A 26,246-nucleotide genomic window follows, 5' to 3' on the forward strand; every position below is an offset into this window, starting at 1 on the left:
GGCTGATAAAATTACAGATGCAGGCGCTTTTCGAAGTGCTCTGGATACTCTGCCCACCACCAGCCGACAGAGGAAAAGCGTGCTAATAATTCTCACTGCGCTGTTTGCCACCGCTGTTTTATGCCCATTAATATTCCGGGCCTTGAAACGAAACGGTTTTTACGTTGTGGCGGCCGTGCCCGCAGTGGGATTCATCTGGTTGCTGACCCGCATGCCGGCGGTGCTTTCTGCCGATAATTCCCTGGCCAATGGTGCGCCAAATGCGCCGCCATCGGTTCAAATGGAATGGATTCCCGGGCTGAATATCGCCCTGAATTTCCGCATGGATTCTTTGGCCGCGACAATCTTGCTGCTGATCCTCGGCGTGGGCGCGCTGGTGCTGTTCTATTGCGCCCGCTATTTCAAGAATGATGATCCGCAGATCGGCAGCTTCGCGGCGAAGATGGTCGCTTTCGCCGGAGCCATGACCGGCTTGGTCACGGCCGATGACATCATCATCATGTTCATCTTCTGGGAAATCACCAGCGTGCTTTCCTACCTGCTCATCGGTTTCAGCCAGGCCCTGATCACCGCGCGCCGTTCAGCCATGAACGCCCTGATCATCACGACCCTTGGCGGACTGGTGATGCTCGCCGGCATCTTGATGCTCGGCGCGGCGGCCGGCAGCTACCAGCTCTCGGAGATCATGGCATCGGCCGATGAACTGGTGGCCTTTGGGGCCTTCACCGATGTTGCGGTGGCGCTGATTATTGTCGGGGCGATCTCCAAATCGGCCCTGGTGCCTTTCCACTTCTGGCTGCCCGGTGCGATGGCCGCTCCGACTCCGGTGTCCGCGTACCTGCACGCGGCAGCCATGGTCAAGGCCGGCGTCTACCTGATCGCCCGCCTGGCTCCGGGCTTCGCCGAGACCACCCTGTGGGTCCCCATGACCGTAGGCATCGGTATTCTCACCATGCTCATCGGCGGCTACCGGGCGCTCAAGCAATACGACCTGAAGCTGATCCTGGCCTTCGGCACGGTCTCGCAGCTGGGCTTCATCATCGCGGTCTTCGGCTTCGGCACCCCCGAAGCGGCTTTTGCCGCACTGGCCATGACGCTGGCCCACGGCCTGTTCAAGGCGACGCTGTTCCTGAGCGTGGGCATCATCGACCACAACACCGGTACCCGCGATATCCGCAAGCTCAGCGGCTTGCGCCGTGCCATGCCGATACTGGCCACGACCACCGGCATCGCCGCGGCGTCCATGGCCGGCGTGCCGCTGCTGTTCGGCTTCGTTGCCAAGGAAGCGGTCTACGAATCGGCCCTGCACCTGGAAACCGGGTGGGGGATGGCCGCGCTCGTCGGCATCCTGATGGGTGCGGCGCTGACCATGGCCTACTCGCTGCGCTTCTTCTTCGGGGCTTTCGGCGTGAAGAAAAAGAAGTTGCCTGCATTGCAGTGCAAGGCCCCGACACTGATCTTCCTGGCGCCCTTGCTGGTTCTTTCGGCGGCGACGCTGTTCCTGGGCCTGTACCCGCAGCTGGTGGAGCCGCTGGCCATCCACTGGTCGGCCGCGCAGGGCGGACCGGGCAAAATGCACCTGCTGCCATTTGCCGGCTTCAACGCGGCACTGGGGCTGAGCGCCATTTCGGTGGGCCTGGGCCTGTGCTTCTTCTGGCTGCGTCACCGCACCGACACCGGCGCACCGCTGCGCCGGATGGTCACCTCGGCCGAGGAAATCTACCGCATGTCGGTGAACGTGCTGGACAAGGTGGCCATTTGGATCACCGGTCGCACCCAGCGTGGTTCGCTCTCCTTCTACCTGGGCGTCATCCTGGTCGTGGTGCTGGTGATCCCGCTGGCCATCGCGCTGACCGTCTACACCCCGTGGCCAACGAACTGGATCATCGCCGACCACCCGGCCCAGCTGCTGATCGGTGCGGTGATCATCGCCGGTGCAGTGGTCTCCATTACCGCGCCGAAGCGTTTCATGGCGGTGCTGATGGTTTCGGTGACCGGCTACGGCATGGTCGCGATCTTCGCCCTGCAAGGCGCCCCGGACCTGGCGCTGACCCAGCTGCTGGTGGAAACCATCGTGCTGGTTTCCTTCGTGCTCGCCTTGCGCGCCCTGCCCAAGCGACTGTGGGTGGGCCTGACCCGGATCAAGTGGGGCCGGGCCATCCTGTCGATCGCCTTGGCCGTGATGGTCGTCTACATTGCCATCGCGATGATGGCCGCCCGCAACGAGGCCCGCATTTCCCTGGCTTGGCCGGATCTGGCCTACTACGAGGGCTACGGCAAGAACATCGTCAACGTGGCCCTGGTGGACCTGCGCGTGTGGGATACCTTCGGCGAGATCACGGTGCTGGCAGCGGCTGCCACCGGTGTGGCTTCGCTGATCTTCGCCGGGCGCAGCTTCGGCAACCGGGTGCGGGCCCACCAGGTGGCACCGGGCAGCATCGACGCGGGTTCCGAAGCCATGGGCAGCAAGGACTCCAAGGAAACCGAGCTGCGCATTGCCCGCCGCTTTGCCTCCAGCTCCAACCAGGACTGGTTGATGGCTGGCAGCACCCTGGTCGCCGAGCGCCGCTCGATCATCTTTGAAGTGGTCACCCGGCTGATTTTCCACACGGTGCTGATCATGTCGGTGTACACGCTGCTGACCGGGCACAATACCCCGGGCGGCGGCTTCGCTGGCGGGCTGATCGCCGGCTTGGCGCTGACCATCCGCTACCTGGCCGGCGGCCGCGTGGAACTTTCCGAGTCGATGCGCATCGCTCCGGGCATGCTGATCGGCGGAGGCATAGCGCTAGCCGGATTGGCGGGCATCGTGCCGCTGCTGCTGGGTGATGGCATCTTCACCACCTACGCCCTGGAATTCTGGTTCTTCGGCGAGCACAAGTTCGTTTCCTCAACGATTTTCGACATTGGAGTGTATCTGGTGGTCCTTGGCCTCGTGCAGGACGTGCTGCGTTCTTTGGGCAGTGAGATTGATTCGCTCTCCGAGGGCCGCAGCCCGGTGGAGCGCCACGACGAGATCCAGGCCTCCCGGACTGGAGTTGGCCGATGAGCGTGAACATCACTTTCCTCGTAGTCACCGGCGTGCTGCTGGCGGCCGGCTTCTACCTGGTGCTCGAACGCACCCTGACCCGGGTGCTGCTGGGCATCATGCTGCTGGGCAACGGCATCAACCTGCTGATCCTCACCAGCGGCGGGCGCAAGGGCGCGGCGCCGTTGTTCAAGCCGGATGCGGCGGCCGACTCGTACTCGGACCCGCTGCCGCAGGCCCTGATCCTCACCGCCATTGTGATCACCTTCGCGGTGACCGCCTTCCTGCTGGCGATGATCTACCGGTCCTGGACCCTGACCAGCGCTGATGAGCTCACCGATGACACCGAAGATATCAAGGTGTCCCAGAAGACCGCCTACGACGAGGAAGAAGACTCGCCAGTGGCCGAGGATACGACCGAATTCGTCGATGAAGAAGGACGCCCAGTGCGCGAGGGGGAAGAGTGAATTTCCTGGATCTAGCCCCTTTGGCCGTGGTGCTGCCGATCTTCGGCGCCGGGGCAGCCTTCCTGGCCCGCCGCCAGGTCCGCCTGCAGCGCCTGATCACCATCGGCATCCTGTGCCTGACCCTGGTGCTCGAAGCGGGAATGCTCGCCGCCGTATGGGGCGGGGAAAGCTATGCCATCCATATTGGCGGCTGGGAGTCGCCCTTCGGCATCGCCCTGATGGTCGACGGGTTCAGCGCCTTCATGCTGCTGGTCTCCACCGTCGTCTCGCTGGCCGTGCTGCTCTTCGCCACCAGCCAGGGCCTGGCCGACGGGGACGAGCCCGGACCGGTGTCGATATTCCACCCGGCGTACCTGATCCTGCTGGCCGGAGTGTCCAACGCCTTCCTGGCCGCTGACCTTTTCAACCTGTACGTCGGATTCGAAATCCTGCTCACCGCCAGCTACGTGCTGCTGACCTTGGGCGGTACCGCCGAGCGCATCCGCGCCGGTACCACCTATGTGGTGGTTTCCGTGGTTTCCTCGGTGATCTTCCTGATGGCCATCGCGATGACCTATGCGGCCACCGGCACGGTGAACATGGCTGACCTGGCGGTGAAGCTGCCCGAACTGGGCCAGGGCCCGCAGCTGATCTTGCATGTGCTGCTGCTGATCGCTTTCGGCATCAAGGCCGCGGTCTTCCCGCTGTCCCTGTGGCTGCCGGACTCCTACCCGACCGCACCGGCCCCGGTGACCGCGGTGTTCGCCGGGTTGCTGACCAAGGTGGGCGTCTACGCGATCGTCCGCACCGAAACCCTGCTCTTCCCGGGCGGCTCGGTCAACGCCGGACTGCTGGTGGTGGCCGCGCTGACCATGGTCATCGGTATCCTCGGTGCACTGGCGCAGACGGACTTCAAGCGCATGCTTTCCTTCACGCTCACCAGCCACATCGGCTACCTGATCTTCGGCGTGGCCGTGGGCGGGCCGCTGGCCATCGCCGCGACCATCTACTACGTGGGCCACCACATCATCGTGCAGACTTCGCTGTTCATGGTAGCGGGACTGATCGAACGCCGTGCCGGCAGCTCGAATGTCACCCGGCTCGGCTCGCTGGCCAAGCTTTCCCCGGCATTGGCCCTGCTCTTCTTCATCCCGGCCATCAATCTGGGCGGCATCCCGCCGTTCTCCGGATTCCTGGGCAAATTCGGGCTATTGCATGCGGCCGCGCAGGATGCCGATCCGCTGACCTGGGTCGTGATCGGCGCCGGATTGCTGACCAGCCTGCTGACCTTGATGGCGATCATCCGCGTGTGGGCCCGTGTGTTCTGGCGCCGTGCCGCTGATGCCGAGGTGCCCAACCAGGACCTGGTGGCCGAAGCGACGCAGGTCGCCGACGAGACGTTGGCCGGCGGCGCGCAGAACCCCCGCTTGGGGTTGAAGCTGGCCAAGCAGCTGGAAGCCGACTCCTTGCCGTGGGGCATGCGCTACGCCACCGGTTCGCTGGTGCTTGCGGGCATCGCCCTGGCCATCTTTGCCGGGCCGATCTTCGAATTCTGCCAGCGGGTGGCTGCGGAACTGATCGCCCGCGAACCGTATATCAGCTCGATCTTGCCATTCTGATTGGAGGGATGATGCCGAACAAGAACTTTGAACCGCGTGACCAGCGCATTGACGATGCGCTGGATACCTCCGGCGTGCGCCACCGCGCGACACTCAAGCAGGAATGGCCGCTGCTTCTGCTGCTGCTCTTCGTCTGGGGTGCTCTCTGGCAGGACTTCTCCCTGGGGAACATGGTCTTCGGCGTGATCATCGCGCTGCTGATCGTGAACCTGTTCCCGCTGCCGCCGGTGGTCCTTTCGGGCCGGATCAATGCCTGGTACTGCCTGAAGCTGTTCATCTGGTTCCTCGGACAGGTCTTCGCGGCCAGCGTCCACGTGGCCTGGCTGGCGCTGGTCCGCGGGAAGCGCACCCGCAGCGCGGTCATTGCGGTCCCGCTGCGCACCGACTCGGACCTGATCGTGATGACCGTGGGCCACGTGCTCACGCTGATCCCGGGCTCCTTCGTGATCGACGTGGACCGCAGCTCGTCGACTCTGTACCTGCACTACATCGACATCGAGTCGCCTGCGGACGTGGAGAAGGCGCGTTCCGGCATCCGGGACATCGAACGCCGGCTGATCATGGCTATCGGCAGCCGAGACGAGTACGAAGCGATCAAGAGCGAATGCGGACCGAACTTTGATGCGAGGAAGGGGTAACATGCTGGATATCGTCATTTGGATCTGCGGCATCATGCTCGGGCTCGGTGCTGTCGCCTGCCTGGTCCGTGTTGCCAAGGGGCCGTCAATCCTTGACCGGGTGCTGGCCCTGGACGTGATGCTGCTGATCATCTCCGCCGCGCTGTGCCTGGAAATGGTGCTGCACAAGCACACCGACTACTTGCTGTTCGTCGTGGCCGCCTGCATGCTCGGGTTCATCGGTTCGGTGACCGTCTCGCGCTTTGTTTCGGATCAGAGGAACGCCTAATGGAAATCTTCCTTGATGTCCTCGTTGCCGTCCTGCTGATCCTTGGCTGCCTGATGTCATTGATCGCAGGCATCGGCTTGCTGACCTTCCCGGACATGCTCACCCGCATGCATGCAGCGACCAAACCGCAGGTACTCGGCTTCCTGCTGATTTTCGCTGGACTGGCCATTTACCTGCGCAGCTGGGCTGTGGTGCCGGTACTCGTGCTGGCCTGGGGAATGCAGCTATTGACCGCACCGGTTTCGGCCCACATGATTGGCCGTTCCGGCTACCGGACCAAGCACGCTGCCAAGGAAACCCTGTTCTCCGATGAGCTGAGCCACGTGGTCAACAAGGTCAACGGAACACCGCCGACCGGAACCACCCCGGTTTCCAAGACCGGATCGCCAGACGAACAAGATTGAGAAAAAGCGGGAGCCGCCCCTCTGGGCGGCTCCCGCTTTTGGCTCAACGCCGAAGCTTACTTGGTGAACTTGGCAACAACCTTGTTGGCGCTGCGATCAGCCACGGTCTGCAGGATTGCTGCGACCAGGGCCGAAACGACTGCGAAGCCCAAGGCACGGCGGAAAGAAGCTTCCGCTGCTTCCTCAGTGCCCTTGCGTGGTGCTTTGCTGCCGGTTGCCTTCAACCAAAGGAAATCAACCAGCTTGCCGCCGAGCATGCCAGCGCCAACGGTGATACCGGTAGTGGCAAGTTTCTGCACTTTATCCATTTTTTCCTCGCGATCAAGCTCTTGACATATCGTTCCTCTGCCCAGCATACCTGCGGTATGGTGGGGGAGCAGTAATTATTCCGACAGGGGAGCGTCAGACTTTTAAAAAAGTCGCAAGACGCTGAGAGTGCGATAGATCGCAGACCCTCGAACCTGCCCCGGCTAGTACCGGCGAAGGAAGTCGAGCATCTCGGATGCGGATAGGCGCGGCAGTATGCCCTCATTCCGTCCATCTCCCCTCCTTTCCACAGGAGGACCAGCAATGAACGAAACAGTTTCGAAGCAGCGTACCGGCTGGCGTGTAGTTGATATCGTCGTCGCCTCGGTGATCGCCGTCGCTTCAGGGGTTATTTTCTGGGCGTGGAGTGCCGGCTATGGCCTGTTCTCACTCGCCTTTGCGGCTTTCCCGCCAGCCACCGCGCTGCTCACCGGCATGTGGCTCTTCCCGGCGGTGCTCGGCGCACTGATCATCCGCAAGCCAGGCGCCGCAATCTACTGCGAGCTGCTGGCCGCCGTAGTTGAAGCGCTGCTGGGCTCGCACTACGGCTTGACCGTACTGATCTCCGGCCTGGTCCAGGGCCTGGGTGCAGAGCTGGTCTTCGCAGCATTCCGCTACCGCAAGTGGAACCTGGGCGTGGCGCTGCTGGCCGGCTTGTTCGCCGGCTTGTTCGCCGGCATTTCCGAGGCCTACATCCTGGCCTACTACGTTGAGTACACCGCCGGAATGAAGATCTTCCACGTGATCGCCACCGGTATTTCCGGCGTAGTCGTCGCAGGGCTGCTGTCCTGGTTGGCCACGCGTGGACTGGCGAAGACCGGTGCATTGAGCGCCCTGCCGAGCCGGCGTGCGCACCTGGAAAGCGCAAAATGAGTTCCTTTGCCAATTCCGGCGCAGCCTCGCTGACCCAGCGCGGTGCCGCCATCACCGCAACGGGGTTCGGCTGGCAGCACTCCGAGAGGAAGAATCCTGCCATCTCGGGACTGGACCTTGTGATCCACGCCGGTGAGAAGGTGCTGCTGGTCGGTCCATCGGGCGCCGGCAAGTCAACCTTGCTGCACGCGATGGCCGGGTTGCTGGAAGCGGATGAGGACGATCAGGTCGCTGGCCGGCTGCTCATAGATGGCAGCGATGCCTTCATCCGGAGCCACCCGGTGGGCTTGATGCAGCAAGACCCGGAAACCCAGGTAGTGCAAAGCAGGGTCGCCGATGACGTGGCCTTTGGCGCCGAGAACCTCGGAATGGATCCCGAACTGATCCGCCAGCGGATCCCCGAAGTGCTGGACGCTGTGGGTCTGGGTGCGCTGTCCTTCGAGCACCGCACCCAGCAACTTTCCGGCGGGCAGAAACAGCGGTTGGCCTTGGCCGGCATTCTGGCCATGGAACCCAGCGTCATGCTGCTCGATGAACCGACTGCCAATGTGGACCCGCAGAGCATTGAGCTCTTGCGCGATGCGGTGCTGAACGCCGCCCGGCTTTCCGGTGCCACGCTGGTCGTCGTGGAACACCGGATTGAAGCCTGGGCGCAGCATGTGGACCGGGTTATCGTGCTGCAGCCCGGTGGGGGAGTCGCGCACGATCTGGACCCGCAGCAGCTGTACACCGATGAAACGGTGCGCGAGGAGCTGGCTGCTGCCGGGCTGTGGATTCCAGGCTACTTCCCGCAGGTGGCCCGGGCAACGAACGGTGCCGGTGCCACGCTGCTGGAAGCGCAGCAGCTGGTATCCGCCCGCACCGCCACGGCACCGCGCACCCAAGCGGTGGACGTGAATGTGCAAGCGGGCACCGCGACGGTGATTCGCGGCGAGAATGGCGCTGGAAAGTCGACGCTGGCCTTGACCTTGGGCGGATTGCTCGTCCCGGCCGACGGCGGGTTGGCGGCCACCGCGCAACTGGCCGACGGTCTGGGCAACTCCCCGTTTGCCTGGAAGGCCGGTGCATTGATTGGGCGGATCGGTTCGGTGTTCCAGGAACCCGAACACCAATTCGTGACCCAGAGCGTTCGGGAAGAGCTGGCTTTCGCTCCCAGCCGCGCGCAGGCCAGCAGCGCCGATGCGCCGAAATACGAGCCGGCCCAGGTCCAAGCGCGCGTGGACGCGTTGCTGGAACGCTTGGGCCTGGCGCATTTGGCAGACGCGAACCCGTTCACTCTCTCCGGGGGCGAGAAGCGGCGCTTGTCCGTGGCCACTGTTCTGGCCGCATCCCCCCAGGTGCTGATCCTCGACGAACCGACCTTCGGGCAGGATGCGAATACGTGGAGAGAACTGGCCGGGCTGCTGGTTGAGGAATTGCAGCAGGGCACCGCGATCATTGCTGTGACCCACGACGATCACTTTGCCTCGGTGCTCAAAGCAAGGGACCTGGTGCTCACTGCCGGCACCCCGGAAGCTGGTACCCCGCGACAGGGGCCGGTGCTTGATGCGCCGGTAGGGCATAGCTGGTTGGCGAAGATCAATCCGCTGGCCAAGCTCGGTGCGGTGGCTGCGGCAACACTGCCGTTGATCACCACCTTGGATTGGGTTTCGGCGCTGGTCGTGATCGTGGCGACCGTGGTGTTCTTCCCCCTGGCAGGGCTGAGCCCGCTGAAATTCCTCAAGCGCGCGTGGCCACTGCTGATTGCCGGAATCCTTGCGGCGTGGGGCATCGCCTTGGTGGGCCAGGATAGCGGCATGGTCTACGCCCAATTCGGCGCCTTCAGCATCACCGAGGGATCGGTGGCCGGGGGCATTGCCACCGGACTGCGCGCTTTCGCGCTGGCCATCCCGTGCATCTTGCTGCTGGCCACCACGAATCCAAGCGATTTGGGCGGGGCGCTGTCTCAGCAGCTGAAGGTACCCCACCGGTTTGTGCTCGGGGCCTTGGCCGGCATGCGATTGCTCGGGTTGATGGTGGAAGAATTCACCACGCTCACGCTGGCCCGGCGCGCTCGCGGTGTCGGGAACTTCGGCACCGTGGGCCAACGCATCAAGGCAACCCTGGGTCAGGTGCTGGCCTTGCTGGTGCAAGCGATTCGCCGCGCCGGACGGTTGGCCACCACGATGGAGGCCAAGGGGTTCGGCACGGCCAAGCGCACATGGATTCGCACGGCCACCTTCACCTGGCGTGATGGCATGGTGCTGGCCACGGGGATCCTGTTTGGCACGGCCGCAATGGCTGCGGCCGTGCTGGCAGGGACCTACAACTTGGTGTGGTCCTAGCGGATTGCTTCGCTCAGGGCGCTGAGCTCTTCATGGAGCTCAGCGTCCAGGCGCAACGGCTTGGCATCGATGGTGCGCACCGGGGTCAGCAGGCGGATGGAGGAAACCAGCCACACGCCATCGGCCTGATACAGGTCTTCCGGGCGCAACGGGCCGTAGCCCAGCTCCCAGCCATCCTGGGCCGCAGCGTCGAAAATGGCGCTTTGCGTGGTGCCTGGCAGGATGCCGGTTTCAAGCATCGGGGTCAGCAGCCGCTTGGTCTCGCCATCGCGCTGGGCTACCAGCACGGTCGAGGTCGGAGCTTCCAGGATGATCCCGTCGGCGGAGGTGAAAATGACATCATGGGCGCCGTGCTTGTGCGCGTAGCGCAGGGCGGCCATATTGATCGAATAGGAAAGGGTCTTGGCGCCCATCATGAGCCATGGCGCACGTTCGGCCAGCTTCGAGTCGTAGCCGCGATCCAGCATCAGGACATCCACACCGGTTTCACGCTGTTCCCTGCCCAAAGCCGGGGCAGGGGTCACGGTGACCCAGCAAATGGCAGGATCATTGTCGTGCTCGCCGCGCGCGGCGACCAGCTTGACCACCGCTTCTTCAGCGCCGCCGGTGGCATCGAAATCGGCCACAGCGGTATCTACCGCGGCAAACCAGCTGCGCGCATCGGGAATGGCCAAGTCGGCAACTTCAGCCGAGGTCGCCAAGCGTGCCAGGTGCGCTTCGAATTTGCGTACGGCCTGGTTGGTGTAGAGCATCGATTCAAAGATGCCATCACCTCGCGTGACTCCCTGTGCTGTGACCAGAAGTTGCGGTGCAGTGATGTCTGCAAGACGACCAGCCGGATAGGCCGGATCCAAGAATACAAGTGAGCTCATAAAGACAGATTATCGAACCCCAGCGTCTTCTGCGCGATTTCTGCAGGCGGAGATTCAGACAAGTCCGGCAATGTTCGATAAGCTAAGCGAAGGATTTTGGCCTGTACATCGCAGATCAGAGGCCGATAATGCCGAATTCGCGGGGTGTAGCCAAGGGGGTGCCCGAGTGTGGCCAAGTAATGAAGTCTTCTTGCAGATTGGCGGCGTTCTCTGGAGCGTGCTGGTCGCAATAGAGCTAGCGGTTCGCTACTTCATGATCGGCATCGTTCCGGGCAACCGGCGCCCCACCACCGCCATGGCATGGCTATTGGCTATCTTCTTCCTGCCCGTTGTGGGACTTGTCGCATACTGGCTTTTCGCCAATCCGCACCTGTCGCGCCGCCGCTTGGAAAAGCAGCGGCGTGCGCACGATGAAATCATGAAGGCCACGAGCCACATGCAGCTGCCCGAAGAATTCCATTCCCAGGAGGAATGGGTCGAATCGGCAGTCATGCTCAACCGCAATCTTGGTGCCATGCCGCTGGAAGGCGGCAACCAGGTAGAGGTCATCTCCGATTACCGGGCTTCGCTCGATGCCATGCGCAAGGAAATCGATAACGCCACCCGCTATGTGCACATCCAGTTCTACATCATGGGCGATGACCCGGATTATGTTGGACCGGTACTCGATGCGCTGGAAGCGGCCGCGGAGCGCGGCGTGCACGTCCGGTTGCTCTTCGACCACCTGGGAACCTTGCGCGTCAAGGGCTACAAGGATTTCAAGAAGCGGCTGAAGAAATCCGGTATCAACTGGCGCCCGATGCTGCCCATCGACCTGATTGGCCGTCGTTGGCGCCGCCCGGATCTGCGCAACCACCGCAAGATCCTCGTTGTTGATGGCGAGGTGGCCTTCACCGGAAGCCAGAACCTGATTGAACCCGGCTACAAGCGCGAGTCCTCGCATAAGGTGGGCCGCGAATGGGTTGAAATGATGCTCCGGGTCGAAGGTCCGCTGGTGCGCAGCCTCGACGTCACTTTCGCTACCGACTGGTGGCAGGAGGACGACGACCAGGAAGTGCTGATGGATATGGCTGAGGCCCGCCACCCGCTGGCCTATGAGGAACGTCCCGGTTCCACCCTGGCGCAGCTGCTGCCCAGCGGCCCCGGATACGGTACCGAGAACAACCTCAGGCTGTTCAATACGCTGATCTATTCGGCCTCCGAACGCCTGGAAATCACCAGCCCGTACTTCGTTCCTGACGATTCGCTGCTCTATGCCATCACCACTGCCGCCCAGCGCGGAGTAGAAGTGGAATTGTATGTTTGCGAAGAGGGCGACCAGTTCCTGGTGCACCACGCGCAGCAGTCCTACTACCAGCAGCTGCTGGAAGCCGGCGTGCGCATTCACCGCTACCCGGCACCGATGGTGCTGCATACCAAGTGCTTCACCGTGGATAACGACGTGGCCGTGGTGGGATCCTCGAATATGGACATGCGCTCATTCAGCCTGAACATGGAAATTTCCGTGATGCTGCTGGGCAAGGAAATGGTCGATGCGGTTAACCAGGTGCAGAACCACTACCGCGGGATTTCCTCGGAAATCACCCTCTCGCAGTGGCGCCGCCGTCCTCGCATGCAACGCTGGATCGACAACGTGGCTCGCTTGACGGCCACCTTGCAATAATTCAGTTGGCTTAAGTGTCTTGCGGGAAACTGGCGCCCAGTGCTTGAAGGACGCCGCGGGATTTGGTGATGACCTCGTCCCACTCTTCAGCGGGCACCGAATCAGCGGTGATTGCCCCGCCAAGGCCCAAGCTCAACCGCCATGACTGGTCAGCTAGCCGGTCGCATACCAGGGTTCGGATCACCACGGAGAAATCGGCGGCACCATCAGCACCCAGATACCCCACGGCCCCGGAGTACAGGCCGCGGGCACGGTGCTCTTCGAGCTCATCCAAGATGCTCATCGTGGACAGCTTCGGTGCACCGGTCATGGAGCCCGGCGGGAAGGCTTCGCGCAGGGCTTCGGCGGCCAGCTGCGGGGAGGATAGCGTGGCGTCGATGGTGGAGACCATCTGGTGCACGGTCGCGTAGGTTTCCACCGCGCACAGCCGGGCGACCTTCACCGACCCGGGAACCGCATGGTGCGACAGGTCGTTGCGCAACAGGTCAACGATCATGATGTTCTCGGCCCGGTCCTTGGGATGGGTGGCCAGATCATGCTTCAACGCGAGATCTGATTCTTCATTTTCGCCACGCGGCCGGGTGCCCTTGATCGGCTCGGCCCGCAACTGCCCGTCCTTGGACAGCGCGAGGAACCGTTCCGGTGAAATGCTGGCGATTTGCAGATCAGTGAAACGCAGGTAGTGGGCAAACGGTGCAGGGCTGGAGCGGCGCATCCGGCAGTAGGCCTCGAACGGATCGAACAGTTCGGCATGGGCCGTCAGTTCGGTCGTCAGGCAAACTTCGTAGGTGTTGCCTTCATAGATCTCGCGTTGGGCCTGGCGTATCTTCTGCTTGTAACCGGCTTCGGTATCCGCGCAGCTGAACTGCGGGATAGGCAACGGGTGGTGGGCGCGCAGTTCTGGAGGATTGCCCAACAGGATGCTCAGCGCTGCTGCCGGTTCGCTAATGCTGTGCAGATGCATCTGGCCTTCTTGATGGTCAATGACCACCACGGTATCCGGCGCAAAGAACTGGGCATCGGGGCGCACCCGCCCGGGTTCAACCACTGCCTGCAGATCCGCGGCGCCGAGCTCGCGCTTGAGCTCATAACCGAGGTACCCCACCCATGCCGGCAGCGGGTAGCCGACTTTAGCGGTGGTTCCGGCAGGCCAGAGGCCTGCCAGCGCGCGGAAGAAATCCTCGCTCAGCCGTACTTGCGCTCCGGGCAGGCTGACGGTCGTGCCGTGGCTGGTGGCGCTCAGTACCGGGGGCTGTTCTGCCGCCGAAAGCGCGATCACCGAGTAGCGGTTGCGTCCCAACGGGTCGTTGAGCTTATGGCTTGTTGATTCCAATAGTGCGGCATGCGGAAGGGACCGGGCCAGTTCCTCGAAGAGTGACGCCGTATCGTCTGGCGCCTCGTAGCTCTGGCGGAAGGTTGGGGCAATGGGGGACTGGTTGGAGCGGAGGCAAAGCTGGCGCATCATGGCCGGCAGGTAGCGGCAGGAACGCGCCCAGATCTCGATGGGGTCCTGGTCGTCAGCGGCATCAATGAGCAGGGTTGCTGCGGCGTGCGGCTGATGGGCCAGCAGGTAGCGTTCCTCTTGTTCGGCCCACATCTGCCAGTACGGACGGTAGGCCTGTCCATCGCGTGCCAGCGCCCGGTCGCGGCGGAAGCCTTCGGGTGCTTCCAGCCAGATCCCGATGTCGAGGAATTCTCGGGCGTCGGAATGGATCGCTCCTACGCCTTCGATGATCACTACCTCGGCCGGAGTGAAGTTCTTGGATGCGCCAAGGGCACCCGCGGCCCAATCCCAGGTGGGGTAGGTGATCGTGTTGCCTGCTGCGAGCTGAGGCAGGATCCGGTGGTAGAGATCGAAGGACCGGTGCAGCCCGTCCCAACCGTGGTAGAGCTCTTCAAGGCGCAAAATAGCTACGGAGGCGGTGGCTTCCAGGTATTTCGCTAGGTCTGTTGCAAAGGTGCTTTTGCCGGATCCGGAACGCCCGTCAATGGCAATCAGCGTTGGTCTAGCGGTTTCCACGAGAGGCGATGTTACTCCGCACGTAATCTACAAGGGCAGGCAGGGAAGCAGAAATGAGTTTCCAGGTCTCGCGGAAGTCTCCGGCATCACCGTACCAGGGGTCATAGATGCCCTGCTGGTCGTGCGGGGAGCTCGCGGTTCCCGGATCAAAGGAACGGAACATCCGCAGTTGCGGACGTTCGCTCGGATCGATTTCGGCCAATTCGGGAACGAGTTCCTCGAAGTGGTCGGTGTCCATCGCCAGTACGAGATCCATCTTGGCGATTTCGTCCGAGTCGATCTGGGCGGCAATGTGCTCAGATGCATCAAGGCCATGGCTGCGCAGAGTACTGGCAGCACGCTCATCGATGCGCTTGCCGACTTCACCGTCGGTGATGGCTCGCGATATGACCTCGACCTGCGAGACCTCGGCATCCTTGAGCGCATTCTTGAGCATGTACTCGGCCATAGGCGAACGGCAAATATTTCCCGTGCACACGATCATTATCCGGAACATGGCATCAGTCTATGGGCACAAGGCGATTCGATCGATAGCTACGCGCCCGTTTCCCGGCAACAAATCGGCAACGATTCGGAAATTGGCCCGGGAATCGGTTCACGGCTAGGAGTTCTACGGCAAGAGCGGGCGAAAATGCTAGTGCATGAGCAGCAGGAGCGCGGCGACCAGGATGAACAGTACGCCGAAGAGGATGTTCAGCAGCTTGGCGCCGCGGTAGGTCGCGGTGAAGCGCTGGAAGGTGCGGGCCGTGCCGGCAAAGAAGAAGAACATCACCGCGATGTCCACCACGATGACCGTGCCGATGAAGATGGCGTATTGGGCCAGGAGCGGCTGATCGGTGCGGATGAACTGCGGGGTGAAAGCCAAGAAGAAGACGATGGCCTTCGGATTGAGCAGGTTGACCAGGATGCCCCGGTTGAGCATGGACCAGCGGGTCAGGCGGTGCCCGGTGCTGGTTCCATCGGAGGCGACCTCCGGCTTGGAAAGCAGCATGCGGATACCGAGATACACCAGATAGGCAGCGCCTGCGTAGCGGATGATGGCGAACAGCAACGGCGAGCTGGCCACGAGCAAACCGACTCCTGCGGCAACGATCACCACGTGGATCAGCAAGGCGATCTGCTGCCCGAGCACGCCCCAAATGGAAGCACGCCAGCCTTGGCGCATTGAATTGCTCATCGTGTTGATGGCTCCGGCGCCGGGGGTGAAGCTGATGACGATGCAGGCGCTGAGAAGGGATATCCAGAGTGAAAGGGTCACTGCTTAAGGCTAGTGTCCGTCCCGCTCTTGGCTGGTTTCGTTGCCCGCTGTGTTACGACTTCTTCGCGCGCGCTGTCCACGCCGGCGACGGCTTCTGCCATGAAGCGGGCTATGACCTGCAGCTGCTGCTCGTCGTAGTGGCTGATCACTTCCCGCATTTTGGCACCTAGCGGCATGAACATTTCCATGCCCTTGCCGCGGGCTTTGGGTGTCATGGCGATGCGGATGACACGGCGATCCCGGTCCGAGCGCTGGCGCTCGATCATTCCCAGTTTTTCCAGGCGGTCGAGCATGGCGGTGGTAGCCGGGGAACTCAGTTGCAGGTCGCGGCTCAGGTCGCGCGGGGAAGGCAGAAGGCTGCGCTGCTCGTATTTCATGATGATCGACAGCGCATTCATATCCGTGCGGTGCGTTGCGTAAAGTGCTCCGGTGGACTCAACGTAGCGGTCCGAGGCTTGGCCGAATTCCTGCAGGAGCATGACCAAATTGTGCTGTTCTCTTGCGCTCATAGGCGCAATCCTAGTCGGAAAAGCATTTAATAGCCTGGGAAGTATTTCTACGATGGAAGTAAGTCTTGTAGTATGGCATTCGGATCGCCCTTTGATCCACCGCCAGCAATCACGAGTGAGGACGGATCAGTGGCGCATGTAGCGAAAACCGACCAGCCATCGGGCAAGAAGCGATTGGACAAGAAGGGTATCGGCATCAGGGCAGGAATCTACGCCCTGCTGATCATCCTCTGGCTGGGTGTAGCAGGAATCGGCGGCCCGACCTTCGGCAAGCTTTCCGAGGTCCAGACCAACGACCAGACCTCCTTCCTCCCGGCCACCGCCGAAGCAACCGAAGCCCTGGAATGGCAGAATAAATTCCGCTCCACCGAAGCAATCCCAGCGGTGGTCCTGCTCACCAGCGATGGCGAGGTCAGCAAGGAAACTGCTGGAGGGATCGGCGAGGCGCTGAAGGACTTCACGCATCTGGACGGGCAGATCACCGGGCCCTTCCTCTCCGAAGACGGCAAGGCCGCTGAATTCATCGTTCCGGTCTCCGGCGAGGTGGAGGCCGATACCGGAGTCGAAGAGCTGCGTTCGCTCCTGGCCGCCGAGAAGCCCGAAGGCACCACCGCCTATGTCACTGGGCCGGCAGGCTTCAGCGCCGACCTGGTCGAGGCCTTCGGCGGCATCGACGGCGTGCTGCTGGGCGTGGCCCTGGTAGCTGTGCTGGTGATCCTGCTGCTGGTCTACCGTTCGATCCTGCTTCCCTTCACGGTGCTGCTCACCTCGGTCGTCGCGCTGTGCGCGGCAATTGTCGCGGTGTACTTCATGGCATCCGAAGGCTGGATCCGGCTCGACGGCCAGGCCCAGGGCATCTTGTCCATCCTGGTCATCGGTGCGGCTACCGACTACTCGCTGCTGTTCGTGGCCAGGCACAAGGAAGCGCTCATGGCCGGCCAGGACAAGTGGCAGGCCGTGGCTTCCGCATGGAAAGGCTCGCTGGAACCGATTGTCGCTTCGGGCGGCACCGTGACGGTGGGCCTGCTGTGCCTGCTGTTCTCCGATCTGAACTCCAATAAGGCACTGGGACCCATTGGCGCCTCGGGCATCATCTTCTCGATCATTGCCGCGTTGACGTTCCTGCCGGCGGTGCTCGGCTTGCTGGGACGGGCCGCTTACTGGCCCTTCCCGCCCAAGCCGGCGGCCGTGGACGCCCAAGGCCAGGAGAAGGAAGGCTTGTGGGGCCGCATCGCGCGGTTCGTTGCCAGCCATCCGCGCCCGATCTGGATCATCACCGCTCTGGTGCTCGCCGTGGGAGCGCTGGGCATGACCCAGCTCAAGGCCCATGGCGTGCCGCAGAGCGAGCTGGTGGTAGGCGGTTCGGAGTCGCGTGACGGGCAGATCGCCCTGGGCGAGCACTTCCCTGGCGGCTCGGGATCCCCGGCCACGGTGATTGTCGATGAAGCCGAAGCGCAGACGGCCCTGGAAAAGGCCCTTGATGTCACCGGCGTGGATTCGGCCTACTTGCAGGCTGAAGACGGCGGACCGGCCATGGCCGCCCGCGGGGCCGAGCCAATGAGCGTCGAAGGCCGCAACCTGATGTCGGTGACGCTGGCCGATGCGGCCGACTCGGATGCCGCCAAGCAGACCGTGGTCGAACTGCGCGAGCAGCTGCATGCGGTCGACGCCGACGCGCTGGTCGGCGGCACCACTGCGACCCAGCTCGATACCAACGAGACGGCCATCGCGGATCTGTTCAAGATCATCCCGATTACCCTCCTGGCCATCTTGCTGATCTTGATGCTGCTGCTGCGTTCCATTCTGGCTCCGGTGCTGCTGATCCTGACCACCGTGCTGTCCTACGGCACGGCGATGGGTGTCAGTGCGCTGGTCTTCAACAATGTCTTCGGCTACGTGGGTGCCGATCCATCCGTACCGCTGTTCGGCTTCGTCTTCCTGGTGGCGCTGGGCGTTGACTACAACATCTTCTTGATGACCCGTGTGCGCGAGGAATCCTTGAAGCGCGGAACCCGTGAGGGCATGCGGGTGGGCTTGAAGGTCACCGGCGGCGTGATTACCTCCGCCGGCGTGGTGCTTGCCGCTACCTTCGCCGCACTGGGTGTGGTGCCAATCATGTTCCTGGGCCAGTTGGGCTTCATCGTGGCCTTCGGGGTGCTCTTGGATACCTTCGTCGTGCGAAGCCTGCTGGTGCCGGCGCTGGTCGAAGAAATCGGACCTAAGGTCTGGTGGCCCTCGAAATTGGCGAAGAAGGAATTCGAGCTGAACTAGGCAGCGCGGTGGACTGTCCCGGGAGCCCTAGTGGTGAACGTCTCCCGGGGCGGCAGTGCAAAGCGGGGCCGCTCACAGACGGGCCCCGCTTTTGCACTGTAGTATGGATACTTGTGCGTCACCGGAAAATTCTGTGGCGCATGCGTCGACAGTTTAGATTTCCCTCCTGTGGATCGCCCGGAAAACCTCCGCCGGTCCACTTTTGGCAGCAGGCCTTCCTTGGCCTTGCATGTTGCGGACTTCCTCCTGGCTCGGCGAAACCCAACGCCTGAAACAGGCGTGCGAATCAGAGAGAAAGTTTGAATATGTCCGTAACTTTTAGCGCCCTCGGCGTGCCCGAATACCTGTCGAAGGTCCTTGCTGCCAGCGGAATCGAAGCCGCTTTCCCGATCCAGGAAGCCACCTTGCCGTCGACCTTGGCCGGCGGCGACGTCCTGGGCCGCGGCCAGACCGGCTCCGGCAAGACTTTGGCCTTCTCGCTGCCCCTGGTAGCTCGGCTGGCAGATCGCCCACAGCGCCGCAAGGCCCGTTTCCCACGCGCGCTGATCATGGCTCCAACCCGTGAACTGGCGACCCAGATTGCCAAGACCGTTGACCCCCTGGCAAAGGCCGCAGGCCTGCGTACCACCGTGATCTACGGTGGCGTGGCCCAGAGCCGCCAGGAAAAGGCCATGAATGAGGGCGTGGACATTGTCATCGCCTGCCCGGGCCGCCTGGATGACCTGATCAAGCAGAAGGTCGTGGACCTCTCCCAGCTGGAAATCTCCGTGCTGGATGAAGCCGACCACATGGCCGACATGGGCTTCCTGCCTGTAGTTCGCCGCATCATGGACCGCATGCCAACCGGCATCCAGCACATGCTGTTCTCCGCTACCTTGGACAACGGTGTGGACAAGGTGGTCAAGCGCTACCTGAGCAACCCGACCATTCACTCGGTGGATGCACCCAAGGCCGCTGTGAACACCATGGAGCACCACGTCTTCGTCATCGGCAACGATGATAAGAAGGACCTGATCCGCGTTCTGGCCCAGGGCACTGCCCGTCGCATCATGTTCATGCGCACCAAGCACCACGCCAAGAAGATGGCGCTCACCCTGTCCAAGGCTGGCGTTCCGGCGGTAGACCTGCACGGTAACCTCTCGCAGAATGCCCGTGACCGCAACCTTGCTGCTTTTGCTTCAGGCGAGGCGAAGGTTCTTGTCGCCACCGACGTAGCCGCTCGTGGCGTGCACGTTGATGGTGTGGAGCTGGTTGTCCACGTAGATCCACCAGCAGAGCACAAGGCCTACACCCACCGCTCCGGCCGTACCGCACGTGCGGGTTCGGATGGAACTGTAGTGACCATCTGCACCCCTGATCAGCAGGGCGACGTTTCGACTTTGCTGAAGCAGGCCGGACTGAAGGTGCCTTTCGAAAAGGTCAACCTGAATTCTCCGGTTGTGGCCAAGGTCGTCGGCGAAGTTGCCGAGCCGGTTGCCTACGTTGCTCCGGTTCAGCAGAAGCGCAATCCTGCCAAGAGCAAGCCTGCCGGTGAAGGTGCCGGCCGCGGTGGCCGCGGCCAGCGCCCGGCGCGTGGCGCCAAGCCAGCTGCCGAAGCCCAGGGCCGTGGCGGCGAACGCCGCCGTACGGAACGTGACGGCGCTAGCCAGGGCGAGCGTCCAGCGCGCAGCGCCCGCGGTGCGAACTCCGACCGTCCAGCCCGCGGCGCACGAGGTGCCAACGCTGAACGCCCGTCGAGCCCTTCGCGCTCACCGCGAACCGGCGGCCGCAATGCCGCTGGCGGTGCAACCGGTGGCCGTTCGCGTGGCCTGCGTCGCGCATCGAGCCCAGCTGGTCGCGGCAACTAGGCGCTGGCACTAATCCTTGCGGAGTACTCCCTCGCATCCATCCCAATGGATGCGGGGGAGTTTTGCGTTAAACCCGGGAATTTGCGCGTCAAAAGTTTAGATCTGCTGGCTGATCCCGTTTCGACTAGGCGATACATAGGATTGAAGCAACGAGTCGCCGATTAACCTTCACCTCTTCAGGAGCACCAGCCATGATTGAATCCCTGCAGAATTTCGCCGCGTCCTTCCCAGAACCGCTACAGTTCTTGGCGGTTGCTTTGCTAGCTGCCATTCCGCTGATCGAGTCCTACTTTGGTTCGGCCATTGGCGTGGTTATCGGTGTTCCGGTGGTTGCTGCCATCGCCACCGCCGTGATCGGCAACGTGATTTCCATGCTGTTGTTCGTCAACAGCGCCCACGCCGTGCGCAACAAGGTTCGCAAGGGCAAGGACTCGGAGAAGAAGGAACGCAAGTTCGAGAAGCTGCGCCGAGCTTTCGATAAATACGGCATTGCCGGGGTGAGCCTTCTGGGGCAGACCATCCTGCCTTCGCAGGTGACCTCGGCTGCCTTGGTCTCCTTCGGTGCCAATAAGCAGAAGGTGATCATCTGGCAGATCATCTCGATTATCTTGTGGGGCACCGCGTTTGGCGTTCTGGCTGCCCGGGGAATTAGCCTGATGGGCTAACCGGAACTCGCTGAAAGCGAACAAGCCGTCCTCGAACCAACGAGGACGGCTTGCTTTCCAGTGGCTATGGAATGCCAAGGGATTACTTGCGGCGTCCAAAAGCAAAATAGGCGATGGGGCCAAGGAAATTGATCATGCTGGCCGCTGCCCATGCCGGCTTTGGACCCTTGACCTGTTCGGCGGGGCGCTTGTACAAATCCCGCAGTGCCGCAACCATCAAGGTCAGCTCGGCAATTGCCGCAGAGGCGACCGCGATCTTTCCGCCCGGTGGCAGATCCTGGAACTTGCGCTTCGTTTCCATGAGGTGGCTCCTAGCTGCCGCTTTTCCCGCCCGCTGGAAGCGTTGAAAGCGGATGAATGAAAAATTTTTTCAGGATGGGAATTATTCTCTCACCACGGCAGTTGAAATGAGCAGAACGCAAAGTTGAGTCACCTTCGCTCAAGTTGACTTGACAGTCGAAAGCGGCTGAGTAAACTTGAGTGCAGAACGCTCAATGAGGATAAATGTCCTCAGCGTTAGTACTTTCAACCAAGGCAAAGGAGAGCCATTATGTCGCGTGCCGTAGGTATCGACCTAGGAACCACCAACTCCGTAGTTTCCGTGCTCGAAGGTGGTGAGCCAACCGTTATCGCAAACGCGGAAGGCAACCGCACTACCCCGTCGATCGTTGCTTTCTCGAAGAGCGGCGAAGTCCTGGTTGGCGATATCGCCAAGCGCCAGGCCGTCAACAACATCGACCGCACCATCGCATCGGTCAAGCGTCACATGGGTACCGACTGGACCATTGACGTTGACGAGAAGAAGTACACCGCTCAGGAAATCTCGGCTCGTACCCTGATGAAGCTGAAGAACGACGCTGAGTCGTACCTGGGCGAGAAGGTCACCGACGCGGTGATCACCGTTCCTGCATACTTCAACGACGCAGAGCGCCAGGCCACCAAGGAAGCTGGCGAGATCGCCGGCCTGAACGTCCTGCGCATTGTCAACGAGCCAACCGCAGCTGCGCTGGCTTACGGCCTGGAAAAGGGCCAGGAAGACGAGCTCATCCTGGTCTTCGACCTCGGTGGCGGCACCTTCGACGTTTCCCTGCTGGAAGTCGGCAAGGACGACGACGGCTTCTCGACCATCCAGGTCCGCTCCACCGCAGGCGACAACCGCCTGGGCGGCGACGACTGGGATCAGCGCATCGTGGATTGGCTGCTGGCCCAGGCCAAGGCCAAGGGCGCGGACCTGTCCAAGGACAAGATTGCGCTGCAGCGCCTGAAGGAATCTGCTGAGCAGGCCAAGAAGGAACTGTCCTCGGCTACCAGCACCAACATCTCGCTGCAGTACCTCTCGGTGACCCCGGAAGGCCCAGTGCACCTGGACGAGCACCTCTCGCGTGCCAAGTTCCAGGACCTGACCAAGGACCTGCTGGAGCGCACCCGCAAGCCATTCAACGACGTCATCGCCGAGGCAGGCGTCAAGGTTTCGGACATCGCCCACGTGATCCTGGTTGGCGGTTCCACCCGCATGCCAGCCGTTGCTGAACTGGTCAAGGACCTGGCCGGCAAGGAAGCGAACAAGGGCGTGAACCCAGATGAGGTTGTCGCCGTGGGCGCAGCGCTGCAGGCAGGCGTGCTGAAGGGCGAGCGCAAGGACGTTCTGCTCATCGACGTCACCCCACTGTCCCTGGGTATTGAGACCAAGGGCGGCGTGATGACCAAGCTGATCGAGCGCAACACCGCGATCCCGACCAAGCGTTCGGAGACCTTCACCACCGCCGAGGACAACCAGCCTTCGGTATCCATCCAGGTCTTCCAGGGCGAGCGCGAGTTCACCCGCGACAACAAGGCGCTGGGCACCTTCGAGCTGACCGGTATCGCACCGGCTCCTCGCGGCATCCCGCAGGTTGAGGTCACCTTCGACATCGACGCCAACGGCATCGTGCACGTATCCGCCAAGGACAAGGGCACCGGCACCGAGCAGTCGATGACCATCACCGGTGGTTCCTCGCTGTCCAAGGAAGACATCGAGCGCATGGTCCAGGAAGCTGAAGCACACGCCGAAGAGGACAAGGCACGCCGCGAGGCCGCTGAGACCCGTAACGCCGCTGAGCAGGCTGCCTACTCCGTGGACAAGCTGATCAAGGACAACGAAGACAAGCTGCCTGAAGAGGTCAAGACCGAGGTCCAGGCTGACGTCGACGCCCTGAAGGCTGCCCTGGAGAAGCAGGACAACGACGACGAGGTCAAGGCCGCGTTCGAGAAGCTGCAGGCATCGCAGACCAAGCTGGGCGAGGCAATCTACGCCAACGCGCAGGCCGAGGGCGCCCAGGCTCCTGAGGGCGAGCAGGCACCGAACGCTGATGAAGACATCGTCGACGCCGAGGTCATCGACGAAGACGAAGCCGACAAGAAGTAAGGAGTTTAGGAATATGTCCGAGGCAAAGGACCAGAACGAGAACTCCGGCCAGGAGCCGGAGAACCAGCCAGAGGCCGCCAACGAGCAGCCAACCGCTGACGCCCTGGGTCAGGCCGAGGCGATCCTGAACGAAGCTGCTGCTGGCGCTGAAGCCGATTCGGCGCAGCCGGAAGAGGCCGGTGCGGTGGAAACCGAACTGCGCAACGACCTGCTGCGCCTGCAGGCCGAATACGTCAACTACCGCAAGCGCGTGGAACGCGACCGGGCCGTAGCGCGTGAAAACGCCGTGCAGTCCGTGCTCAACACCCTGCTTCCGGTGCTTGACGACATCGATGCGGCACGAGCCCACGGCGACCTCGCCGACGGCCCGTTCGCATCGATCGCCAACAAGCTGGATGGAATTCTGGCTCAGCATGGCCTGGAGCGCATCAACGAGGCCGGCGTGGAATTCGACCCGAACATCCACGAAGCCCTGCTTCGCCAGGCTGTTGACGAGATTCCAGCCGACCACGTGGGACAGGTGCTGCGCACCGGTTACCGCAAGGGAACCATCATCCTGCGTGCAGCTCAGGTGCTGGTAGCAACCGGCGAATAGCCACGAATAGCACAATCGATACTGCCCACTGCCGAGTCTTCGACAGTGGGCAGTGTCGAATTGGCACTGAAAGGATGGGGCCCTGATGGCAAGTCAGGACTGGATCGAAAAAGACTTTTACGCCATTCTGGGCGTCTCCAAGGACGCCAGCGAGGCGGACATCAAGAAGGCGTACCGCAAGCTTGCGCGCAAGTACCACCCGGATACCAACCAGGGTGATGCGGCCGCTGAAAAGAAATTCAAGGACATCTCCGAAGCCAACTCGGTGCTTTCGGACAAGGAAGAGCGCGAGCAGTACGACGCGATCCGTGCCATGGGCGGCGGAGCGCGATTCTCTGCTGGTGGCGGACCGGGCGGCCCCGGCGGGCAAGCCGGCTTCGAGGACATCTTCTCCAACCTCTTCGGAGGCGGCGGAGCGGGCCCACGTGGCCGCGGCGGGCAGCCGGACTTCTCCGACCTCTTCGGTGGTGGCGGCGGTTTCGGTGGCGGCGGCTTCGGCCAGAGCGCACCACCGCGCAAGGGTGCTGACCGCACGGCGAGCACCACGATTTCCTTCTCCGGATCAATTAAGGGCACCACCATTGGCCTGCGCGAGCAGAATGGCGAGGTCATTGACGTGCGCATACCGGCGGGCATCAAGGATGGCCAGTCGGTGCGCGTGCGCGGCAAGGGCCAGCCTGGTGCTGCCGGCAACGGCGACCTGCTGGTCAAGGTCAAGGTCAGCGAGCACCCGTTCTTCAAGCGCGAAGAGAACAACATCCGCATCCACGTGCCGGTGACCTTCGCTGAAGCGGTGCTTGGAGCAAAGATCCACGTACCGACCCTGGACGGGGATTCCGTTGCGGTGAAGGTTCCCGCTGGATCCAACTCCGGGCGCACCTTGCGTCTGAAGGGCCGCGGCGTGAAGACCTCCAAGGCCACCGGCGATCTGCTGATCGTCCTGGATGTCGCGATTCCGCAGAACCTCTCGGATGCTGCAAAGAAGGCCGTGGAGGACTTCGCATCAGCCACCGAGGGCGAGGATCCACGAGTGGATTTGGCTGCCAAAGCCAAGCTCTGAACCCAATAGGCTGTCTTCCCTGCCCCGTCATCGAATTGGCTGGGCAGGGAAGATAGACTCGAAGGCAATAGGGACCGAATCCAAGGTCCTTGCAGAAAGGTGGTAGAAGCAACGTGAACGGGGAGTACCTGCGACCTGTCTTCGTCATTTCCGTCGCCGCGCAACTTGCAGACATGCATCCGCAGACGCTGCGCCAGTATGACCGCATTGGTTTGGTTTCGCCCAGCCGCCAGAGCGGAAAGCAACGCCGCTACTCGCAGCGCGACGTATCACTGTTGCGCCAGGTGCAGGCCCTGAGCAAGGAAGGCGTCTCGCTCGAGGGCATCAAGCGCATCCTGGACCTGCAAGATCAAGTCGCCTATCTGCAAACCGAAGTCAATGGGCTTCGCCAAGAACTTTCCGCCGTACGCCAGGGCCAATCTCGCATCTTCGCTGCGGGCACCGCTGGAGGCGACATCGTTTCGTTGGCTAGGGGCATGCGCCCTGAACGCCGTGAACCGACCGTGACGCTGTTTACCGCGCGCCGCGCTATCGGACGCTAGATCCGTCCGTGCCGGGCCAAGCGCGCTTCCAATTGGGTGCGCGCGGCAGGCCATTCGTGCGGGAGTATTGAGAACACCACCGTATCGCGCAGGGTGCCGCTCTTTGGATCATATTTGTGATTGCGCAGCACGCCATCCTGCTTGGCGCCGAGCCGTGCAATCGCGGCGCGTGAAGCGGCATTGTGCCAGTGCGTGCAGAAAGCCACTGAATAGCAATCCAGTTCCTCGAAAGCCCGGCGCAGCAGCATGAACTTGGCAGCTGGATTGATCCCGGTGCCTTGGGCTGGCATGGCCAGGAACGTTGAGCCGATTTCCACGCGGTGATTTGCCGCGTCGATATTCAAGTAAGTCGTGGCCCCCACCGCTTTGCCGGTGGACAGGTCGATGATCGCAAAGGGAGCCATCTCGCCAGTTTCCTGCAATGCCAAGCGGCGCTGGATATCCAAGCGCATGGATTCGGCCGATGGAGTGGTAGCAAACCACGCTTCATCCAACTGGCCGTTGGCTGCGAGCTGGATCAGATCCGGGGCGTGGTCCATTGACAATTGTTCTAGCCGCACCCCGGCATAGTCCATTCTCGGAGCTTGGGCGTAGTGCAGACTTTGCGCAGAAGAAGAGGCCATGGAATCCATCC

At 62.3% G+C, this 26,246-nt stretch carries 24 protein-coding genes and 1 riboswitch; of the genes, 16 read left to right on the forward strand and 8 right to left on the reverse strand.

The genetic code is table 11. The features are described from left to right. The first annotated feature begins 79 nt into the window (after positions 1-79). Genes ACIOTL_RS04625 through mnhG form a run of 6 tightly spaced genes read left to right on the forward strand, consistent with a single transcriptional unit; the run spans position 80 to position 6,403 of the window. A complete protein-coding gene (locus tag ACIOTL_RS04625; RefSeq protein WP_400341965.1) occupies positions 80-3,049 on the forward strand; it encodes a Na+/H+ antiporter subunit A in 2,970 nt (989 codons plus the stop codon). Continuing rightward, complete coding sequence (locus ACIOTL_RS04630) at positions 3,046-3,495, forward strand: Na(+)/H(+) antiporter subunit C (RefSeq protein WP_105657017.1); 450 nt, start codon at positions 3,046-3,048, stop codon at positions 3,493-3,495. The genes ACIOTL_RS04625 and ACIOTL_RS04630 overlap by 4 nt, the downstream gene beginning before the upstream one ends. Beyond that, complete coding sequence (locus tag ACIOTL_RS04635) at positions 3,492-5,093, forward strand: Na+/H+ antiporter subunit D (protein ID WP_400341967.1); 1,602 nt, start codon at positions 3,492-3,494, stop codon at positions 5,091-5,093. Before ACIOTL_RS04630 ends, ACIOTL_RS04635 begins: the two co-directional genes overlap by 4 nt. An 11-nt stretch (positions 5,094-5,104) precedes the next feature. Next, a complete protein-coding gene (locus tag ACIOTL_RS04640; protein WP_400341969.1) occupies positions 5,105-5,731 on the forward strand; it encodes a Na+/H+ antiporter subunit E in 627 nt (208 codons plus the stop codon). 1 nt (position 5,732) lies between these two features. After that, on the forward strand, positions 5,733-5,999 hold the full coding sequence (locus tag ACIOTL_RS04645; protein WP_105657014.1) for a monovalent cation/H+ antiporter complex subunit F: 267 nt from the start codon (positions 5,733-5,735) through the stop codon (positions 5,997-5,999). Then, positions 5,999-6,403, forward strand: a complete 405-nt coding sequence (mnhG, locus tag ACIOTL_RS04650) for a monovalent cation/H(+) antiporter subunit G (protein WP_105657013.1) — start codon at positions 5,999-6,001, stop codon at positions 6,401-6,403. Before ACIOTL_RS04645 ends, mnhG begins: the two co-directional genes overlap by 1 nt. A 56-nt stretch (positions 6,404-6,459) precedes the next feature. On the opposite strand, the gene ACIOTL_RS04655 is transcribed toward mnhG, so the two are convergent. After that, the gene (locus ACIOTL_RS04655; protein ID WP_105657090.1) at positions 6,460-6,702 is read right to left on the reverse strand and encodes a DUF4235 domain-containing protein; all 243 of its coding nucleotides are present in this window, start codon (positions 6,700-6,702) and stop codon (positions 6,460-6,462) included. An 84-nt stretch (positions 6,703-6,786) separates the two neighbouring features. Continuing rightward, positions 6,787-6,908: riboswitch (TPP riboswitch) on the forward strand. 65 nt (positions 6,909-6,973) lie between these two features. Between ACIOTL_RS04655 and ACIOTL_RS04660 the strand changes: the two genes are divergently transcribed. Then, positions 6,974-7,582, forward strand: coding sequence for an ECF transporter S component (locus ACIOTL_RS04660; RefSeq protein WP_105657012.1), 609 nt, complete (start codon positions 6,974-6,976; stop codon positions 7,580-7,582). Then, the gene (locus ACIOTL_RS04665; protein ID WP_332594641.1) at positions 7,579-9,906 is read left to right on the forward strand and encodes an ATP-binding cassette domain-containing protein; all 2,328 of its coding nucleotides are present in this window, start codon (positions 7,579-7,581) and stop codon (positions 9,904-9,906) included. Before ACIOTL_RS04660 ends, ACIOTL_RS04665 begins: the two co-directional genes overlap by 4 nt. Here ACIOTL_RS04665 and ACIOTL_RS04670 read toward each other — a convergent pair. Beyond that, positions 9,903-10,778: an aminodeoxychorismate lyase gene (locus ACIOTL_RS04670; RefSeq protein WP_105657010.1), complete on the reverse strand. Its 876-nt coding sequence runs from the start codon at positions 10,776-10,778 to the stop codon at positions 9,903-9,905. The genes ACIOTL_RS04665 and ACIOTL_RS04670 overlap by 4 nt on opposite strands. Positions 10,779-10,944: 166 nt before the next feature. Between ACIOTL_RS04670 and cls the strand changes: the two genes are divergently transcribed. Continuing rightward, a complete protein-coding gene (cls, locus tag ACIOTL_RS04675; RefSeq protein ID WP_286134130.1) occupies positions 10,945-12,441 on the forward strand; it encodes a cardiolipin synthase in 1,497 nt (498 codons plus the stop codon). A gap of 10 nt (positions 12,442-12,451) precedes the next feature. Here the strand turns inward: cls and ACIOTL_RS04680 are convergent, their stop codons facing one another. The 4 genes from ACIOTL_RS04680 to ACIOTL_RS04695 all read right to left on the reverse strand — a co-directional run bounded on the left by ACIOTL_RS04680 (position 12,452) and on the right by ACIOTL_RS04695 (position 16,228). Further along, positions 12,452-14,461, reverse strand: coding sequence for a chorismate-binding protein (locus ACIOTL_RS04680; protein ID WP_400341972.1), 2,010 nt, complete (start codon positions 14,459-14,461; stop codon positions 12,452-12,454). Then, positions 14,448-14,957: a low molecular weight protein-tyrosine-phosphatase gene (locus ACIOTL_RS04685; protein WP_105657007.1), complete on the reverse strand. Its 510-nt coding sequence runs from the start codon at positions 14,955-14,957 to the stop codon at positions 14,448-14,450. The genes ACIOTL_RS04680 and ACIOTL_RS04685 overlap by 14 nt, the downstream gene beginning before the upstream one ends. Before the next feature lie 138 nt (positions 14,958-15,095). Then, positions 15,096-15,719 (reverse strand): LysE family transporter, encoded by a 624-nt coding sequence (locus tag ACIOTL_RS04690; protein ID WP_133833557.1) that lies wholly within the window; start codon positions 15,717-15,719, stop codon positions 15,096-15,098. Beyond that, complete coding sequence (locus ACIOTL_RS04695; RefSeq protein ID WP_400288671.1) at positions 15,716-16,228, reverse strand: MarR family winged helix-turn-helix transcriptional regulator; 513 nt, start codon at positions 16,226-16,228, stop codon at positions 15,716-15,718. Before ACIOTL_RS04695 ends, ACIOTL_RS04690 begins: the two co-directional genes overlap by 4 nt. Before the next feature lie 129 nt (positions 16,229-16,357). Between ACIOTL_RS04695 and ACIOTL_RS04700 the strand changes: the two genes are divergently transcribed. The 3 genes from ACIOTL_RS04700 (at position 16,358) to ACIOTL_RS04710 (ending at position 21,011) form a co-directional block, all read left to right on the forward strand. Beyond that, positions 16,358-18,499 (forward strand): MMPL family transporter, encoded by a 2,142-nt coding sequence (locus ACIOTL_RS04700; RefSeq protein WP_332594639.1) that lies wholly within the window; start codon positions 16,358-16,360, stop codon positions 18,497-18,499. A gap of 305 nt (positions 18,500-18,804) precedes the next feature. Then, a complete protein-coding gene (locus ACIOTL_RS04705) occupies positions 18,805-20,346 on the forward strand; it encodes a DEAD/DEAH box helicase (RefSeq protein ID WP_400341974.1) in 1,542 nt (513 codons plus the stop codon). Between the two features lie 191 nt (positions 20,347-20,537). Beyond that, positions 20,538-21,011: a small multi-drug export protein gene (locus ACIOTL_RS04710; protein ID WP_105657003.1), complete on the forward strand. Its 474-nt coding sequence runs from the start codon at positions 20,538-20,540 to the stop codon at positions 21,009-21,011. Between the two features lie 82 nt (positions 21,012-21,093). Here ACIOTL_RS04710 and ACIOTL_RS04715 read toward each other — a convergent pair whose 3' ends face one another. Then, the gene (locus ACIOTL_RS04715; protein ID WP_105657002.1) at positions 21,094-21,312 is read right to left on the reverse strand and encodes a PLD nuclease N-terminal domain-containing protein; all 219 of its coding nucleotides are present in this window, start codon (positions 21,310-21,312) and stop codon (positions 21,094-21,096) included. A gap of 249 nt (positions 21,313-21,561) precedes the next feature. Here ACIOTL_RS04715 and dnaK point away from each other — a divergent pair, with 249 nt between their 5' ends. The 4 genes from dnaK (at position 21,562) to ACIOTL_RS04735 (ending at position 25,612) form a co-directional block, all read left to right on the forward strand. Further along, a complete protein-coding gene (dnaK, locus tag ACIOTL_RS04720) occupies positions 21,562-23,415 on the forward strand; it encodes a molecular chaperone DnaK (RefSeq protein ID WP_105657001.1) in 1,854 nt (617 codons plus the stop codon). A 13-nt stretch (positions 23,416-23,428) separates the two neighbouring features. Next, positions 23,429-24,010, forward strand: a complete 582-nt coding sequence (locus ACIOTL_RS04725) for a nucleotide exchange factor GrpE (protein ID WP_105657000.1) — start codon at positions 23,429-23,431, stop codon at positions 24,008-24,010. An 85-nt stretch (positions 24,011-24,095) separates the two neighbouring features. Then, the gene (locus tag ACIOTL_RS04730; protein ID WP_105656999.1) at positions 24,096-25,070 is read left to right on the forward strand and encodes a DnaJ C-terminal domain-containing protein; all 975 of its coding nucleotides are present in this window, start codon (positions 24,096-24,098) and stop codon (positions 25,068-25,070) included. A gap of 113 nt (positions 25,071-25,183) precedes the next feature. Continuing rightward, entirely contained in the window at positions 25,184-25,612 is a 429-nt protein-coding gene (locus tag ACIOTL_RS04735) for a heat shock protein transcriptional repressor HspR (RefSeq protein WP_105656998.1), read from the forward strand. Here ACIOTL_RS04735 and ACIOTL_RS04740 read toward each other — a convergent pair. Beyond that, on the reverse strand, positions 25,609-26,235 hold the full coding sequence (locus ACIOTL_RS04740; RefSeq protein WP_400341976.1) for a GNAT family N-acetyltransferase: 627 nt from the start codon (positions 26,233-26,235) through the stop codon (positions 25,609-25,611). The two genes, ACIOTL_RS04735 and ACIOTL_RS04740, sit on opposite strands and share 4 nt — an antisense overlap. Between the last annotated feature and the right edge of the window lie 11 nt (positions 26,236-26,246).

Origin of the sequence: Glutamicibacter sp. NPDC087673 (genome assembly GCF_044743255.1) — a bacterium.
Lineage (GTDB): Bacteria > Actinomycetota > Actinomycetes > Actinomycetales > Micrococcaceae > Glutamicibacter.